Source organism: Arenibacter algicola (assembly GCF_018860365.1).
Lineage (GTDB): Bacteria > Bacteroidota > Bacteroidia > Flavobacteriales > Flavobacteriaceae > Arenibacter > Arenibacter algicola_B.
Genome location: NZ_JAHKPO010000003.1, coordinates 137,191 through 153,566 on the forward strand (window position 1 = coordinate 137,191; position 16,376 = coordinate 153,566).

Annotated in this window: 10 protein-coding genes; 3 read left to right on the top strand and 7 right to left on the bottom strand. The window is 38.6% G+C overall.

All coding sequences use genetic code 11. The features are described from left to right. Positions 1-24: 24 nt before the first annotated feature. From KO529_RS02540 to KO529_RS02570, 7 genes are all read right to left on the bottom strand, one after another. Complete coding sequence (locus KO529_RS02540) at positions 25-732, bottom strand: FadR/GntR family transcriptional regulator (RefSeq protein ID WP_215946364.1); 708 nt, start codon at positions 730-732, stop codon at positions 25-27. Between the two features lie 310 nt (positions 733-1,042). Beyond that, a complete protein-coding gene (locus tag KO529_RS02545) occupies positions 1,043-2,377 on the bottom strand; it encodes a RagB/SusD family nutrient uptake outer membrane protein (protein WP_252734284.1) in 1,335 nt (444 codons plus the stop codon). Positions 2,378-2,387: 10 nt separating this feature from the next. After that, complete coding sequence (locus KO529_RS02550) at positions 2,388-5,570, bottom strand: SusC/RagA family TonB-linked outer membrane protein (protein WP_215946365.1); 3,183 nt, start codon at positions 5,568-5,570, stop codon at positions 2,388-2,390. A 457-nt stretch (positions 5,571-6,027) separates the two neighbouring features. Further along, positions 6,028-6,780: an SDR family NAD(P)-dependent oxidoreductase gene (locus tag KO529_RS02555; protein WP_215946366.1), complete on the bottom strand. Its 753-nt coding sequence runs from the start codon at positions 6,778-6,780 to the stop codon at positions 6,028-6,030. A 48-nt stretch (positions 6,781-6,828) separates the two neighbouring features. After that, positions 6,829-7,206, bottom strand: a complete 378-nt coding sequence (locus KO529_RS02560; protein WP_215946367.1) for a cupin domain-containing protein — start codon at positions 7,204-7,206, stop codon at positions 6,829-6,831. 71 nt (positions 7,207-7,277) lie between these two features. After that, positions 7,278-9,332 (bottom strand): polysaccharide lyase family 7 protein, encoded by a 2,055-nt coding sequence (locus KO529_RS23635; protein WP_354667760.1) that lies wholly within the window; start codon positions 9,330-9,332, stop codon positions 7,278-7,280. Between the two features lie 635 nt (positions 9,333-9,967). Continuing rightward, a complete protein-coding gene (locus tag KO529_RS02570) occupies positions 9,968-12,277 on the bottom strand; it encodes a chondroitinase-B domain-containing protein (protein ID WP_215946368.1) in 2,310 nt (769 codons plus the stop codon). A gap of 135 nt (positions 12,278-12,412) precedes the next feature. Here KO529_RS02570 and KO529_RS02575 point away from each other — a divergent pair, with 135 nt between their 5' ends. The 3 genes from KO529_RS02575 (at position 12,413) to KO529_RS02585 (ending at position 16,261) form a co-directional block, all read left to right on the top strand. Next, complete coding sequence (locus tag KO529_RS02575) at positions 12,413-13,378, top strand: sugar phosphate isomerase/epimerase family protein (protein ID WP_215946369.1); 966 nt, start codon at positions 12,413-12,415, stop codon at positions 13,376-13,378. 25 nt (positions 13,379-13,403) lie between these two features. Continuing rightward, positions 13,404-14,120 carry a ribonuclease activity regulator RraA gene (locus KO529_RS02580; protein ID WP_215946370.1) on the top strand — a complete coding sequence of 239 codons (717 nt, stop codon included), beginning with the start codon at positions 13,404-13,406 and terminating at the stop codon, positions 14,118-14,120. Between the two features lie 380 nt (positions 14,121-14,500). Beyond that, positions 14,501-16,261, top strand: coding sequence for an arylsulfatase (locus KO529_RS02585; protein WP_215946371.1), 1,761 nt, complete (start codon positions 14,501-14,503; stop codon positions 16,259-16,261). Positions 16,262-16,376 lie beyond the last annotated feature (115 nt).

Genomic DNA, 16,376 nt, shown 5'->3' on the forward strand with positions numbered 1-16,376 from the left:
GTTTTTATCACTTAGTGATTTTTATTAATCTTTAATATTGTAACAATATTGATATAGCATTTTAAAATGTACTTTCATTTTTTCCTTGGCCAATTGGGGGTCTTGGTTCTTTATAGCTTCATAAATATCCCTATGCTCTTGAATTCCAATAAAAGCGATATTCTTGTCGCATACATGATATTTGGTAAAGTTGGTAATGATCTCTGGTGTAATAGTCAGCATAAATGTATTTATCGTACTGTTACCGCTTGCCTTGGCAATGGCCAAATGGAACAATAAATCTTCCTGTACGGCATCTTCCCCATTCATTACTTTTGCCGAATAGGCCTCCAAAGCCTCCTCTATTTCTGTCAATTCTTCTTTGGATCTTCTCAAAGCTGCCAATCTAACAGTTTTTAGCTCCAACAGTATTCTAGTCTCCACCAAGGATTTGAAATCTGGCTTTTCTAACCTTAAAATATCCGTTATCATGCCATTCAATGCCACGGAACCAATATCGGCAACAAACGTACCGCTCTGCGGCTTTGATTTTAACAGACCATAGAACTCCAAGGTCTGAATAGCCTCCCTTACGTTGCTTCTGCTTACTTCAAAATTTTCGGAAAGCTTTCTTTCCGAAGGTAATTTGTCCCCTGGCTCCAGGTTCTTGTAATTTATATAATCCCTGATCTTGGATATAATCTCTTTTTGAATGGCGTCGTTTTCGTTTTTCGGGAGAATTTCTATTTTCATGCTAATCTTGTTATGTCGTAAATTGGTTAACCAGTTTGGTGTGTCAAATTTAGGTATAAAAGGCAATCGAGAAAAATATTACTTAATTATAATTCCTGCCTTGTTACATTAACTTTGCGATAATAAAAATTTACTGGCCTGACAACAAGCCAGTAAATTTTAAAACAATAACTAACTAAAACTACCAATCCTTTATGGGTGGGGTCCCACTTGTTTATATACCTTTACTTTTAAGGCTCCACTTCCGACTTTAAAACCACAAGCTGACAAATACTTTGTTGTCCCTAGTCTGAAGATAATTAGCTGCTTTTTAATAACCATCATTTTGGGTAATAACTCCATCGCTAGCAAGAATTTCTGAGTTTGGTATAGGAAACACATAGTAATCACTGCTAATCGTTGCTCCCATTTCCGCATCTACTCTACCTGTCCTTACCAAATCGAACCATCTGTGGCCTTCTAGGGCCAACTCCACTCTTCTTTCGTCAGCAATTGCCTGTCTAACGTCAGCTTGTGAGCTTACTGTTCCAGTTAAACTATTTAAACCCGCTCTTGTTCTTATAGGATCCAATAATGGAAGTACAGTTGATGCAGGAGCGCTATTTTCATTCAGTGCTTCTGCGTACATTAGAATAACATCGGATAACCTCAATTCTATATAGTCCTGTTCCAAAGCTCCAGTATATTTCTTACTGCCATTCATATTATCCGTATCAATAGTAAGCGCCTTTCTTAAATCCGTACCTCCACCACCAGCGCTACTGTCGTCAAAAGCGGCAATTAAGCGTGGGTCTAAAGGCGTAAGGGCTTTTGTATCTGCCCCGGTAAACCATCCTACAAATGTGGTGGCTGAGCCATAGGCGTTTGGAATTGAAGTTGATAATTGGGTTGCAAATATGATTTCCGAATTACCGTCGACTACAACGTTGGCAAAGTCGCTTTCCAGACTTATCCCTGCGGCAGCAGCACCGCTTATAACAGTTCCAAGCGTTGTTGCAGCTTCCGGAAAATTACCTCTGTACATATATACCTTTCCAAGAAAACCCTGAGCTGCGATTTTGGATGCGCGCCCACTTGCCAATCCAGAATTGTCCAAACCAGCTATTGCAGCCTGAAAGTCTGGGATGATCACGTTATTGTACACGTCGGCAGCCGGTTGTCTTGTTAAAATGGACAAATCGGAAGGGCTGGGTGTAGGGGATAAATTCACGGTGACATCACCAAAAACCATCACCAATTTAAAGTAGGACAGAGCTCTTAAGAATTTAGCCTCAGCTATCTCCTTAGGCTTGGTTGAATTTTCAATGACATTATTGGCACTTAAGATTGCCTTGTACATATTGCTATAGAATGGTCTAAAAAATTGTTCCACCAAATCTAAACCTCCTAAATCTGCATTGTAGGTGTCAAATGCCGTATATGGGCTTTCTAACATCAACATATTGTCGGCCCTAAAGTCGCCCATCACACCCATTGGTGTTGAACCACCGGTCTGATAGTAATACGCCGCATTCAAAACGGGTCCAAATTCCTCCAAACCACTGGATTCAAGTAATAAAGGTGGTGTTTGATCCAAATCGTTATCACATGATGTTATCAACAACAAGGAAACTATTACTAAATATATAGATTTCATTTTTTTCATGATTTCTTTATTAAAAATTAACATTTACACCCAAAGTAAAACTTCTCACAATAGGGCTTGCACCTTCTTGGTATCCGTAGGTGGTTGGACCCGCATAACCATCATTTTCGATCTCTACACCTTCAGGGTTAAATGAGGTATAATTATCTGCCATTATATACAACAAATTGGTGGCTGCAACATATACCCTCATAGAACCTATGCCAATTTTATCCGTTAAGTCAGGATCAAGAGTATACCCTAAGGTTATGTTTCTTAGAGCGGTAAAGGAAGCATCTTGAATCCCAGAACCATGTGCATTTCTAGTCTCTTGATAAAACTTGCCACTGGCATCAGCAATACCGTCATTATTGGCATCAAAACTGGACTTTAATCTACCTCCAAATTGTGATTTCCAGTAAATGGGGTCTATATTGTAAAGTTCTGCTCCTTGAGATCCTTGGAATTGGAACGAAAAATCAAAATTCTTTATGCTCATGGAACTAGAAAGTCCCCAATAGAAATCCGGTGTTGCGGATCCTAACTTTACATAATCTCCTTCATAGGTAATTTCTCCGTCACCGTTTTGGTCTACAACATACCATTCTCCGGCACCAAATCCAACGCCTCTGGATGGATCTGACATATGTATCGTTTCAACCTCACCAGTTACTTCATAACCCCACATTTCACCAATTTCACCTCCTACATAGTTTCTAAATTCAGGACCTCTACCACTCGGTCCACCGTAAATTTGCCTGGGCAGTTCGGTCAGTTCACCTAGATTGGTAATTTCTGATTTAGCAGTTGATAAATTGGCGTTGATATTCCAAGAGAAGTTTTGATTGGTAATTATTTTTGTATTAAGTTCAAATTCCAAACCGGAACTGGTCACATCACCGCGATTAAGTTTTATAGCTGGTGTTCCAAGAACTTCAGAAACACTTTGATTGATCAACATATCTTGTACATCGGACGTATAGTAATCTACACTCAATCTAATTCGGTTATTTATAAACCCTGTATCAACCCCATAGTTTGTCTCTTTATTGGTTTGCCATGTTAGATCTGGGTTTGCTATATCCTCAGGAATTAGAAACCCTGTCCCGAAAGCGGTCGGTGAGGTACCTAGAATACTTAAGGAGTTGTATGACCCTAAGAAGGAAGCGGTTCCTAAAGACCCGGTACTAAACCTAAGTTTAAATAGGCTAAACGCATCAGCATTTCCGAAAAAAGATTCATTATGAATATTCCAGCCTAAGGATAGTGCTGGGAATACTGCGTATTTTTCATTGGCTCCAAATCGTGAATCACCATCTCTCCTAATGGATGCCGATAATAGATAACGATCATCAAACGCGTAGGCAATTCTTCCAAAAAAACCATTTCTTGATTGAGTCTCATCTATCTCGTTGGTAATCACATCTGCAGGATCAAAAAAGTCATAATTTAAAGGTAGGCCAAATGGGACGTTCGATCCATTGTTGACAATTCCCTTATAATAGGTATTTACAAACTCCATTCCCGCCACCGCAGAAATATCGTGCTTATCAGCAAATACTTTTGCATAATTTAAAGTAGTTGTACTTAACACGGTAGATTTTTTTATATTGGATATATCCAACTCTGTTTGATTGGAACGTTGTTGGCCATCCGATAATATTCCGTGATATTCGTAGGTCTGGGTATCTTCAAGATCTGCTCCAAAAACGGTTTTAATATTTAAACCCTCTATGATTTCATATTGTAGATAAGAACTTACGTTCCCAAAATATGTCTTTTTCCATCTTTGTGAATTATCAAACTTCGCCGCTACACCTGCATCTCCTGTTCCTCCAATACCATTTTGATTTCTACCGTATTGCCAATCGTGAACTACATCACCTGGTTGCAGATCATAGATACTTGTAGGATCCAGACCTATACCTCTATAATCTTGGTCAAATGATCTGCCTATGTTATTTCCTGTAAATCCAGAATTAAATAATGCCTGTCTTTTTTGATCCAATTGTTGAACGAAATCTATTGAGGCTTGCGTATGGTATATAGGACTTATGCTATATGATCTCAAAAGATCTCTCATTTCCCAAGGAACAATATCTTGCTTGCCATAATATCCGTTCATACTCAATCCGGCCTTTAATTTGGCACCCAAGTTGGCATCTAGGTTCATACGTCCGTTATATCTTTCATAACCTTGCCCTTTTACAATACCTTCAGTGTTCAGATAGCCAAGGGAGGCAAAAGCTTTTATATTTTCAGACCCTCCGCTCACGCTGAAATCATGGCTAGTTGAACTACCATTTTTGAAAAGCCAATCTTCTATACTTACTACATCAGGCGCATTAGCGTATGCATCCAGTCTGTAAGCCAATAAACCTGGGTCGGTTTCGGAAAGATCATAAGCACTAGTTTGTAACTCATTGGCCCATTCCCCTGCAGTCTTAAGCATTTCAATGTCCTTTACATACTTGCTTGAAGTGCTTGTATATGAATTGTAATTAAAATTGACTTTTCCTGCTTTACCTTTTTTGGTGGTTACCAAAATAACACCATTTGCACCCAAAGAACCATAAATAGCAGCTGAAGCAGCATCTTTTAATACCTCTAAGCTTTCTATATCGTTAGGGTTAACGGTTGCTAGATTACCTGAAATTGGATAGCCATCCACAACAATTAACGGCCCTGAGTCACCTGAAACAGATGAAGCTGCCCTTATTTGGATCTTTGGATCGGCACCAGGTTCTCCGCTTTGATTTTGAATCCTTACCCCAGACAACTTACCTGCCAGAGCATCATCCACACGGGCCACTTGAACAGCAGCAACCTCATCCCCGCCTACTTTGGCTACCGCTCCGGTAAGATGTGATTTTTTTATAGTACCATATCCAACTACCACAACCTCATCAAGTTGACTTGCATCTTCTTGCAGGGTGATATTCAATTGTTCTTGATTTGTAATTGGTATAGATTGGCTTACAAAGCCCAAAGACGAGAACTGTAGTACATCCCCATTTTTTACCTCAATTTGGTAATTTCCATCAAAGTCGGTTGCCGTACCGGTAGTAGTATTGGCTATAATTACATTCACTCCAGGCACTGGGATCTGGGCAGCATCCGTTACCGTTCCGGACAGTATTCGTCCATCTTGGGCGAACAGTGCAATATTGAATAACAATACTACTGTTAGAATTAAATTGGTTTTGAATTTCATTAGTGATTTAATTAAGTTAGTAATAAATTCTGGCTCATTTGCCGTGGGTACCTTTAATGTGATATTGTTCACATTTAATCCTTCAACTTACTAAAACACATTGCTGCACTAATATTCAATGAAATTACTTAGTTTTGCAGTAAATATGTAATTAGTATTATTTGCATGTTTTGGTATTACTTCCCTTCAGAATGAAGTAATCTTTTTACAAAAGGATGGGTGTGCGCCCGTCCTTTTTTTTTGTTAAATTCTAGGGTTTATTATTAAGTGTGTTTCTTTTAACATGGTCTTGTTGTTTTAAGTTTTTCTGGTAAACCAAATTGGTTAACCAGTTTGGTTTACCAAATATATGTTATTTAATTGTTAATTAAAAATTTAATTACAATTTTTGTGTGTTAAATTTTTCTATCTGCTAATTGGAGCTTGTAGAAATTATCAAATTCGTATTTGATCTATTCTATGAAAAGGCAAGTCCACCGTTAATATCGATGTTTGCCCCTGTAATAAAGGAAGTTTCAGAAGATGCCAGGCAGGCCACTGCATTGGCAATTTCCTCTGCCGAGCCTTCCCTGCGAAGTGGGGTCATTCCTGCTACTTTCTCCCGTACTTCATCTGTGGTGAAGGTGTCGTGAAAGGTGGTGGCAATCATACCGGGACAAAGGGCATTTACCCGAATATTTTTTGGGCCCACCTCTTTGGCCAGACCTCTAGTAAAGGTCATTATAGCTCCTTTTGATGTTGCATAGGCTATAGATCCACCGCCCCCACCATCCCTACCGGCCTGGGAGGCTATATTTACTATGGAGGCCCCAGATTTCATATGGGGCAAAACTGCCTTGGTGACCAAGAAAGTTGAATTAAGATTTAATTTAATCACCTTGTCAAAAAAAGCTTCGTCCATCTCAGCTACTGTCTTTCGGGCAACCAGGCCACCGGCATTGTTTACCAGTACGTCTATAGTATCACCATAATTGCCAATGGTTTCCTTTATGAGTCTATCTACTTCGGATTTCTTGGTCACATCCGCCTTGACAATGATGGCTTCCCCACCGGCCGATTTAATTGCGTTCAGAGTTTCTTTGGCATTTGCTTCATTGCTATAGTAATTTACTACAACCTTAGCACCTTCCTTGGCCAATTTAATGGAAATGGCCTTTCCAATATCTCTAGTGCCACCTGTAACAATGGCTATTTTTCCTTTTAAATTCATATGTGTTGTTTATGACATAAAGTCTTCCCGAAAAGGGCGTTTTTTTTATTATGACTTCTTATCTCCAAAATACGATACCTCTCCACCGCTCAAGAAATCTTCTCTTACAGGACTAAATGTGTCAATTAGTATCCCTTCTTCCAAACAAACTGCACTATGCAATAGATTAGGTTCAATATAAACTCCATCTCCTGCTTCTACAATTTTCTTTTCTCCATTAATTTCAAATTCAAATTTACCTGAAGCACAATAGGTAGCTTGTGTATGAAAATGTTTATGTGGGGAACCTAATGCTCCTTTTTCAAACTTCACTTTTACCATCATGATTTGGTTATCGTACCCCAAAAACTGTCTTGATACTCCTCCTCCAAGTTCTTCCCATTCCATTTCTTTTGTGGTGATGTACTTTTTACTAAATCGTTTCATTTTTTTATGATTTTAATATGTCTTTACTCTTTTTTAATAGCGATCAACTGCTTTATGTAAATCAATTCCATTTACTTTGGTGGTGTACCCTGACCTACTGTTGCTTCCCTAAACCATACTTCCGTATAACAGCCATTTTCATATTGTTTGGCGATATCACCTCCATAGGTTTCCGCACCTGCAAACCAAACCATATTGGTTTCGGGACTTTTTCCATTGGTCTGGTTGTACGCCCCTTGTTTAAAATAATTCAACTCTCCACTATAAGCAGTGGTACGTTCAGTTCCATCTTGACCTATGGGAACAAATAATTTCTTCATCTGTGCAGGAAAGTCCGAATTTTTTACATATTCAGATGAGATTAGATTTTTGGTAAATGTTTTAGTTTCGTGATCTTCACTTTTGAAGGTTAGATACATGATTCCCTTATAAACATTTACTTCATAACTGAATTCTTCACCCAATTCAATTCCATTTTTAGGCTCAGCGGGATAGTCGTTTTTACCTTTTCCAATGACAGACATATCGTGCCCCCAAACAGCATTGGAATATTCCCACCTTCCGGAATTGTCATCACCTTCTGGATTGATTTCATAATTCCAAAAGACCGAACCTTTAGTGTGACCAGGAAACTTCTTGTAAAATATTTTTAGTGGTTCATTTTCATGTCCTTCACCACTGTGAATTTGCCCGACAACAGTTGAATAAGAGGCAGCAACTCTGGCATCTCCAGAAATGGAGACCTGCATTACCTTGCAGGTACCTGTTAGTTTACCACCATCTTCAGGGAGCCATTCTCTTTTTTCGTGTAGTTCGGTTCTTGTATTACTGGAGTTTTTTGAAGTGACACCAGAATTTGGAGTTTTGTAGACTACCCAACGTCTTGTACCGTCAATCACGGTGTAGAAGAAATCTTTGTGTTCGAACTCCGTGATATCTTCCACCTCCGTGCCGTCACCCAACAATATTTTAAATTTATCCATAAAAGGAATTACCTCATTTGGGTAAACCGTTTTCGAACTTAAGCCATCATTCGCTTCGAAATAACCTGCATTCGAAATGGCATCATCGCTGATTGTGATATCTGCTGATTTAAACCAAACCTCGGCGTAATTGCCATCTGCATATTGTTTTTGTATATCACCACCATGGGTTTCGGCACCAGAACACCAGACTTTATTGATTTTAGGGTCTTTCCCGTTGGTTTGGTTATACGTGCCCAATTTGAAAAATAGGCCCTCGCCGGTATACGCTTCTTTGCGCTCAAGGCCATCCTGCCCTATGGGTACAAATAATTTCTTGGTTTGCTCTGGCATGTCCGAAAGATTTGCATATTCAGAGGAAATAAGATTTTTAGTGAATTTTTTGGTCTCATGGCCTTCACTCGTGAATGTTAGATACATCATACCTTCCTTAATGACTACTTCATAAGTGAATTCTTCACCTAAAGCAATTCCGTCAACCGGTTCAGGGGGATAGGTGTTTTCATCAGTACCGACAACAGAAAAGTCATAGCCCCATATAGGATATGAATAATCCCATCTTTTGGAATTATCATCACCTGCAGTATTTATTTCGTAATGCCAAAAGACAGAGCCTTTTTCATGCCCAGGAAATTTTTTATAAAAGATTTTAAGTGGTTCGTTTTCATGCCCATCTGCACTGTGAATCTGACCAACCACTACTGAATACGTTGAAGCAACGCGGGCATCGCCGGTAGTTGACACGTTCATTACCTTTAGGGTAGCTTTCATAGTAGCTTCTGTCATTGGTGACCACTTCTTTAATTGGGCCAATTCGGTTCTTGTATTGTTCGAGGTACCATGGGTATTTCCTGCATTTGGAGTTTTGAATACGACCCAATCCCCATGATCATCACTCGCAGTATAAAAGAAATTCTTGTTCTCATAGTCAAGTGCTTGGCCTACATTAGAGCCATCACCTAGGATCAAATTCCAATGTTGAAAAAATGGTATGATGTCGTTTGCACTGCGACCTAAGGCTACATTGTCAGTTTTGTCTGTAGATTCTTGTTTTTTGTTTTCTTTACAGCTAATAAATAGCAAAATGGTACTTATCATGAATAAATAATGTACCGAAACCGAATTGAATACTTTAAAGTTCATATTATATGGGTTATGTTTTCTATAAAAACCGTAAAAAGTTATTTTTTTAACGGCAAGGATAATTTCTTCAACAATCTAAAAGAAACCTTCTATCAGATGGTTTTACCTGCACTTCTACGATAACGAAAGCCATTAAAAAACATAGCGAAAGTGATTTTGTAAAAATTGGTTTACCAGATTGGTTTACCAAAAATACGCAAATTTGTGGAACCACCAAATATTTAACATTAAATCCATCTGTTTTATCTTTAATTAATAATATTCTATCTGTGAAATTGCTAATTCGGCAAATATGAATTTTGCTCTAAGAGAGTATTGTATAGGGGGTATTCAAAAAAGAATTTGGGATTAAGGTTCTTTATTCCAAAAGACCGCTAAATAATAGACCTTATAAGATCTAATCAAATTAGAAGCAATGGTATTACATCGCTTGGATAAATTGTGGTTTTTGAATCTTGATTATTGGACCTCTTAGCGGTATTAAGAGAGCTATTTATTACTGCTATATGAGCTGGTACGAATAATTTTGCAATTATGGCGGCCATTTTAATAGGTTTTAATTTTTGTTTATTTCTTTTTAATTAGAAACATTGGATGTGATCCTTGCAAAGTGGCTTAATGAAAGGGGGATTGGTTTAGTACAGTAATTTCATTTCTAAATTCTCTTCAACACGGATTTCCCCTGAATTGCTTATCTCATTGTCCGAATAGGTATTGTTTTTCGCTCCCCAAAGTAAGGCTACCAGTTTTACCGGATTGTTTTTAAAGGTGTTTTTGGAAATATCGACATTTACAATGCCATGGGAGTTGATCAGAATTCCACTTTTTTCTTGTGCCCCACAATTTGTGAAGGTGCTGTTGGTGACCAACAGATTCCCACCAATGGTAGATTCGTCATAACCTCCACGATAGTAGTCGATCACATTGCTTTTTACATTGGAGAACCGGCAATTATTTATAGTTAGGTATTCAGTGTTATAATCTCCTAGATCATTAGTTTCTTCTGATAGTTCCAAACCATTTTCGCAGTTTAAAATTGAAGTGTTTTCAAAGGTGATACGTTCTGCAAAGGACTCTTTATAGACCTTTAAGACATAATTAAAATCATTGATATCACAATCGGCAACCGTTAACCCAAAATGTGTAAACATATTTTCTTTTAAACTGGCAAATGCATGTTGGGCATTATTTCCTTTTAATGTTACATTTTTCAGATTTAAAAAGCCTTTAGGTTGAAGTTGGAATAATGGTGAATTTTCTGCTCCTGAATAATTTAGGACAACTTTTGACTTATCCAAAGATTGAATGGTCAGCTTTTTATTGATTATCAAGGATTTCGGGATATCATAATTTCCCGCTTCCAGTGAAATTATATCTCCATTATCCGCTTCATTTATTTTTGTTTGTAGATTTTCTGTTTTTGCAACAACTAGCATTTTAGGTTGAGGAGCTTCTGCTGTAGCTGAATACCAACTTGGACCATATTTGGACCGGTCCAAAATTTTTGGGTCTTTAAAATCCGTATTCGTGAAGGCTCCAATAGAATTGTTTTTGGCCCTGGAATTTCCAACTAAATCTTTCGAAATTTTTTCAAATTCAAACCCTTGGTAAGGTTCAATAGCTATTTTGGAAGAAGGGATTAGAATATTTTCACCAATTTCTTTAACATCAATATTTACAGCCTCCAATCCGTCATAAGCTTTAAAATCCACGCCTTGATTATTGATGGCGTTGCTTCTAAAGGTCACTCCATCGGCCTTATCGTGTTCCACAACCGGTGAAGCATCACCTTTTTCATTATAAATTACGTTGTTGGCAATTATTGTCCTTATGGGTCTGGCTGAACGAATTTCAGAAGAAGGCAAAACATCTTCCTGACTTAAATTTTGACCAACTCCGAATTGCCAGGGGGAATCGCAATTTATGTAGGTATTATAAGTGACCACTACATCTGTAACCTGATTGTATCTGTTTAGGGGTGATTTTGGAATTCCGTTCATCACGGCCAGGGCACTTCTAAAATTCTTCCCTTTTATATTGTAGAAGTAATTGTTGGTTACCCAATGCCCAGTATTGATTATTCTGATACCTCCTATGTTTTCGTTTTTACCATCGCCAATAAAGTAATTGCCATCAATAGTGCAATAATTACCGTGTCTTGTTACCAAAGAACCTTCGCTTTTGTAGAATACATTATTTCTGAACTCATTGAAGTTGGTTTTACTGGAAATAATTTCAACTTCGCCATTGCACTCTTCAAATAAATTATTTGCAACCTTTGTATAACTTGGGGACATTGATGAATAGCTATTGCCAATTTGAATAGTCTCGCCACTTGCCCCCCCTTTTGGAGGTCTAGGCCCAAAATGGTTGTTAATGATCTGATGGTAATTCTTTATGCTCTCATTGCCTTCCAGATCCACCCTAATAGTTGGGCCACGATTTGTTTTCCCGGCAATATAATTGTTGCTCAGGGTATTGTGTCTTCCCCAAAATTGAACCCAAAGATCCGTATCATCACGATGCATTTTATTAAAATCCTCAATAACGCAATTGGTAACGGTGCAGTGATTGCCTATCATATTTTCGGCCACCCTAAATTCCAATACTGCTTCGCTCGGGGAATGACCATTTCTAAAGTGCAGACCATCGACCACTAAGTACTTCCCTCCAAATTTTAAATCGGATACCCCTTCAATAAAAACTTTTCCAGGTGTTTCAGCTTTAATTGTAATTGGCTTGTCTTCTGTGCCTTCACCTATAAATTTGATTTGGACATCTTTCCATATACCATTGGCCATCACAATGTTATCCCCAGCCTGTGCATTTTTTATGGCTTCTTCCAATTCTTCAGGAGTGCCTACGGTTTTGGTATTAAGATTGGTCTTTTCCCCACAAGCGCCGATAATAAACAAAAAGCAAAATAATGTTACTAGTCTTGTCATAATTAATGAATTTTATGTAGCACTTATAATTATTAATTGGTTAACCAGATTGGTTAACCAAAAATACGTATATTTGTTGGACTAACAAATTTTTAACATAAAAACTGTGTAATAATCTATAAAGCAACCTATAAAATGAAGAAAAGGACAATTTATGAAAGAAGAGATTTTGTTAAACTTGCCGCAATGGCTGGTGCTGCCTTACCATTGATGGGATTTGATGAATCCATTTTTAATCCTATTTCCAAATCGAGCGGGAATCTGGAAGTGCATTTATTTTCCAAACATCTTCAGTTCCTTAACTATAAGGATATGTCCGAGGCGGCGGCGGAAATGGGTTTTGACGGATTGGATTTGACGGTAAGGCCAGAGGGGCACGTATTGCCAGATCGCGTATCGGAGGATTTGCCTAAGGCGGTCGAGGCCATGAAAAAATATGGTCTAAACCCTAGACTGATGACCACCAACGTTATTGATGTTAATAACAAGGAACATAGATCCGTGTTGGAAACAGCCAGCAAAAGTGGATTTTCCCATTATCGTACTGCTTGGCTAAGCTATCCTGAGAACAGGGAGATTTCTGAAAGTCAGACTATCTATGGCGAACAATTGAAGAATTTGGAAGTTCTAAATAAACAGCTGGGTCTTATCGGCTGTTATCAAAATCATGCAGGCAATCACGTAGGGGCGCCCATTTGGGATTTACCGCCTATTCTTCAGGCTACCAAAAATGCAAATATTGGTTGCCAATATGATATAAGACACGCCGTTGTGGAAGGGGGCAGCAGTTGGGAACTCGGGTTGCGACTTATTAGACCTTTTATTAAAACCATAGTCATTAAAGATTTTAAATGGGGAACCGTCAATGGACAATGGAAGCCCATCAATACTCCGTTGGGGGAGGGGATGGTAGATTTTGATCGCTACTTTTCATTGCTCAAAAAATATAAAATAAACGTGCCTGTTTCCCTGCACTTGGAGTACGGGTTGGGTGGTGCTGAACACGGCGCGACTGAAATCACCATAGATAAAAAAGAAGTCTTTGCACAAATGAAAAAGGATTTGACCTTCCTTCAGGAAGCTTGGCAAAGAGCGGAATAAATAGGGATAACCAGAGCATAACAATATGGACTACACAACAAATTCTACAAAAGAGAAATTAAGAAAAGTCAGTACCGCCACTATTGCTACCTGTCTTTTTAAAAAAGGATTGAAAAAACAATTTATTCAGGACATTAAACCCTTAAAATTGGGTAAGCCTACTATGGTAGGGGAGGCCTATACCTTACGTTATATACCGGCCCGTGAAGATTTAAATACTATTGAAGTGTTCAAGGACCCTAAACATCTACAACGGGTAGCGGTTGAAGAGTGTCCCAAAGGCGCTATTTTGGTTATTGATAGCAGAAAGGATGCCCGAGCTGCTTCCGCGGGTTCCATATTGGTCACCCGATTGATGGTAAGAGGGGTCTCGGGAATTGTAACAGATGGCGGTTTCCGGGATTCCGCTGAAATTGCCGAGTTGAATATTCCCTCTTATCACAATAGACCATCGGCACCCACCAATCTTACCTTGCACCAGGCCATTGCCATTAACGAACCCATTGGATGTGGTGATGTGGCTGTCTTTCCAGGAGATATTTTGGTAGGGGACGATGATGGGGTTATGGTAATCCCTGCCGCTATTGCCGATGAGGTGGCCGACGAATGTTTGCAAATGACCCTATTCGAGGAATTCGTGATGGAAAATGTACAAAATGGACGATCAATTGTTGGACTATACCCTTTAGTGGATAAAAAAATTGCTGAAGAATTTGAGGCTTGGAGGGCCAATAAAACTTAAAACAATTAAACTATAACATTCTTGAGAAGTGGTAACTAAGCAATAAAACTGTTGTACTTCTAGTGGGATTTGCTCCATCCCGGAAGTGCAAACTGAGTTTTTTTAATGTCGTGAACCCCCTTGTTCCTATGGCATTGTACTTCCTAGATCCCGAAAATCTGATTTTAGGGCATTGTGCCGGTAACCGTGTCCAGAAAACAGGTTTGCTGGTCACTAATTTAATTGCCCTGAAAAAGGAATGGATTGTTAGCCCTTAGATAATGGAATAATGTTTATTAAGATTCTAGTAAAGACTTTTAGTGGTAATGCGAAATTAAGTAATTTGTACTCCTATTCAGTTTGACTTAAAAAGGAATCAACAAAACTTGAAACTATTTCTTATGATTTTGAAGTATAAACATCGCATTATTCTTTTCCTAATTTTAAGTCTAACCGTTGGTGCAAAGGGTCAATCCAAACAACATCCCAACGTAATCTTGATCATTACGGATGACCAAGGGTACGGAGATTTGGGGATTACGGGGAACCCCCATGTGCAGACACCGGTTATTGATGCCATGGCAAGTGAAAGTGTTAGGTTCAATAATTTTTACGTTTCTCCTGTTTGTGCTCCCACCAGATCCAGTTTAATGACAGGACGATATTCCTTGCGCACAGGAATGCGGGACACCTACAATGGGGGAGCCATTATGGCTTCCAACGAAGTAACCATTGCTGAAATGTTGAAACAGGCCGATTATAGTACCGGGGCTTTTGGTAAATGGCATTTAGGCGATAACTTTCCGAGTAGGCCAAGTGATCAAGGTTTTGATGAATCCGTAATTCATCTTTCTGGGGGTATGGGTCAGGTTGGAGATATTACCACTTATTTTAAAGGGGATAGAAGTTATTTTGACCCTGTACTATGGCATAATAACCAGCAAGAGCCTTATGACGGGTATTGTTCGGATATTTTTACCGATCAAGCCATCAATTTTATTGATAAAAATAAGGAGTCCCCTTTTTTCTGTTATTTGGCATTTAATGCACCTCATACCCCTTTGCAAGTTCCTGATTCCTATTATCAAAAATACAAGGACATAGACCCCTCTTCTGGTTTTGGTAAGGACGGTAAGCCTTTTCCCGAAATGAGCGAGAAGGACAAGGAAGATGCTAGAAAGGTATACGCCATGGTCAACAATATTGATGACAATCTAGGGAAACTCTTCAAAAAATTGAAAGACTTGAAGCTCACTGAAAACACGCTTGTAATTTTTATGACAGACAATGGTCCCCAACAAACCAGATATGTGGGTGGTATGAGGGGACTTAAGGGAGATGTTTACAATGGGGGTGTCCGAGTGCCGTTTTATTTGAAATATCCAGCTCTTTCCAAAGGCAATAAAGATGTGGAAACTATGACTGCGCATTTGGATGTTCTGCCTACCTTATCCGCAATTTGTAATGTGGAAATGCCCAAAGACAGGGTAATAGATGGTAAAAGCTTGGTTCCTTTAATAAAGGGCCAGCAAGTAGAGTGGGCCGATCGTTCCTTATTTTTTTATTGGTCCCGGCGTTATCCCGAGTTGTACAATAATATGGCCATTCAAAAAGCTGGGTATAAACTAGTGGGAAAAACGGACTATAACGCCACTATTGAAGAGTTCGAATTGTTTCAGCTTACCAAGGATCCATATGAACAGTACAATGTGTTAAAGGAGAATAAAGCATTGGCCATAGACCTTAAAAAGGAATTGGATAAAATATACAATGAGTTGATCATTTCTGAAAATCTTGTGAACCCTCCAAAAATTTTGGTCGGTACCCCAAACGAAAACCCTGTCATTTTAAATAGGAATGATGCTGGTGGGGAACGCGGTATTTGGAACCAAGAGGAAATTTATGGTCATTGGGATACTGATATTGAAGAGGGCTATTATGATATTACATTTAAGTTTGTAAAGCCGGTAGCAGCCAATGGTAAAATGGTTTTGGAAGCCAATACCCTGGTAAGACAAATGGAAAACAAAGATGGGAATACCGATATAATTCAGATGGAGAAGGTTTATTTTCCAAAAATGACGGGCAAGCTTTTACCTTTTTATGCAGTGGACAACAAAAATATATTTCCGTTTTGGATGGAAATGGAAAAGGTGGATTAGGAAGCTAACGGATATTTTTATCACTCATTTTCAAGGAAGGGGATGTATTTTTTTGGTCGGAATTTTCCCGAAGAGTTACCTTAAATAATTGTTGCACAATACCTTTATTGGCGTA

Bases quoted from the DNA above. Each gene is read 5' to 3' on its own strand.
- KO529_RS02540 (WP_215946364.1), bottom strand. From the start codon at position 732: ATGAAAATAGAAATTCTCCCGAAAAACGAAAACGACGCCATTCAAAAA.
- KO529_RS02545 (WP_252734284.1), bottom strand. From the start codon at position 2,377: ATGAAAAAAATGAAATCTATATATTTAGTAATAGTTTCCTTGTTGTTG.
- KO529_RS02550 (WP_215946365.1), bottom strand. From the start codon at position 5,570: ATGAAATTCAAAACCAATTTAATTCTAACAGTAGTATTGTTATTCAAT.
- KO529_RS02555 (WP_215946366.1), bottom strand. From the start codon at position 6,780: ATGAATTTAAAAGGAAAAATAGCCATTGTTACAGGTGGCACTAGAGAT.
- KO529_RS02560 (WP_215946367.1), bottom strand. From the start codon at position 7,206: ATGAAACGATTTAGTAAAAAGTACATCACCACAAAAGAAATGGAATGG.
- KO529_RS23635 (WP_354667760.1), bottom strand. From the start codon at position 9,332: ATGAACTTTAAAGTATTCAATTCGGTTTCGGTACATTATTTATTCATG.
- KO529_RS02570 (WP_215946368.1), bottom strand. From the start codon at position 12,277: ATGACAAGACTAGTAACATTATTTTGCTTTTTGTTTATTATCGGCGCT.
- KO529_RS02575 (WP_215946369.1), top strand. From the start codon at position 12,413: ATGAAGAAAAGGACAATTTATGAAAGAAGAGATTTTGTTAAACTTGCC.
- KO529_RS02580 (WP_215946370.1), top strand. From the start codon at position 13,404: ATGGACTACACAACAAATTCTACAAAAGAGAAATTAAGAAAAGTCAGT.
- KO529_RS02585 (WP_215946371.1), top strand. From the start codon at position 14,501: ATGATTTTGAAGTATAAACATCGCATTATTCTTTTCCTAATTTTAAGT.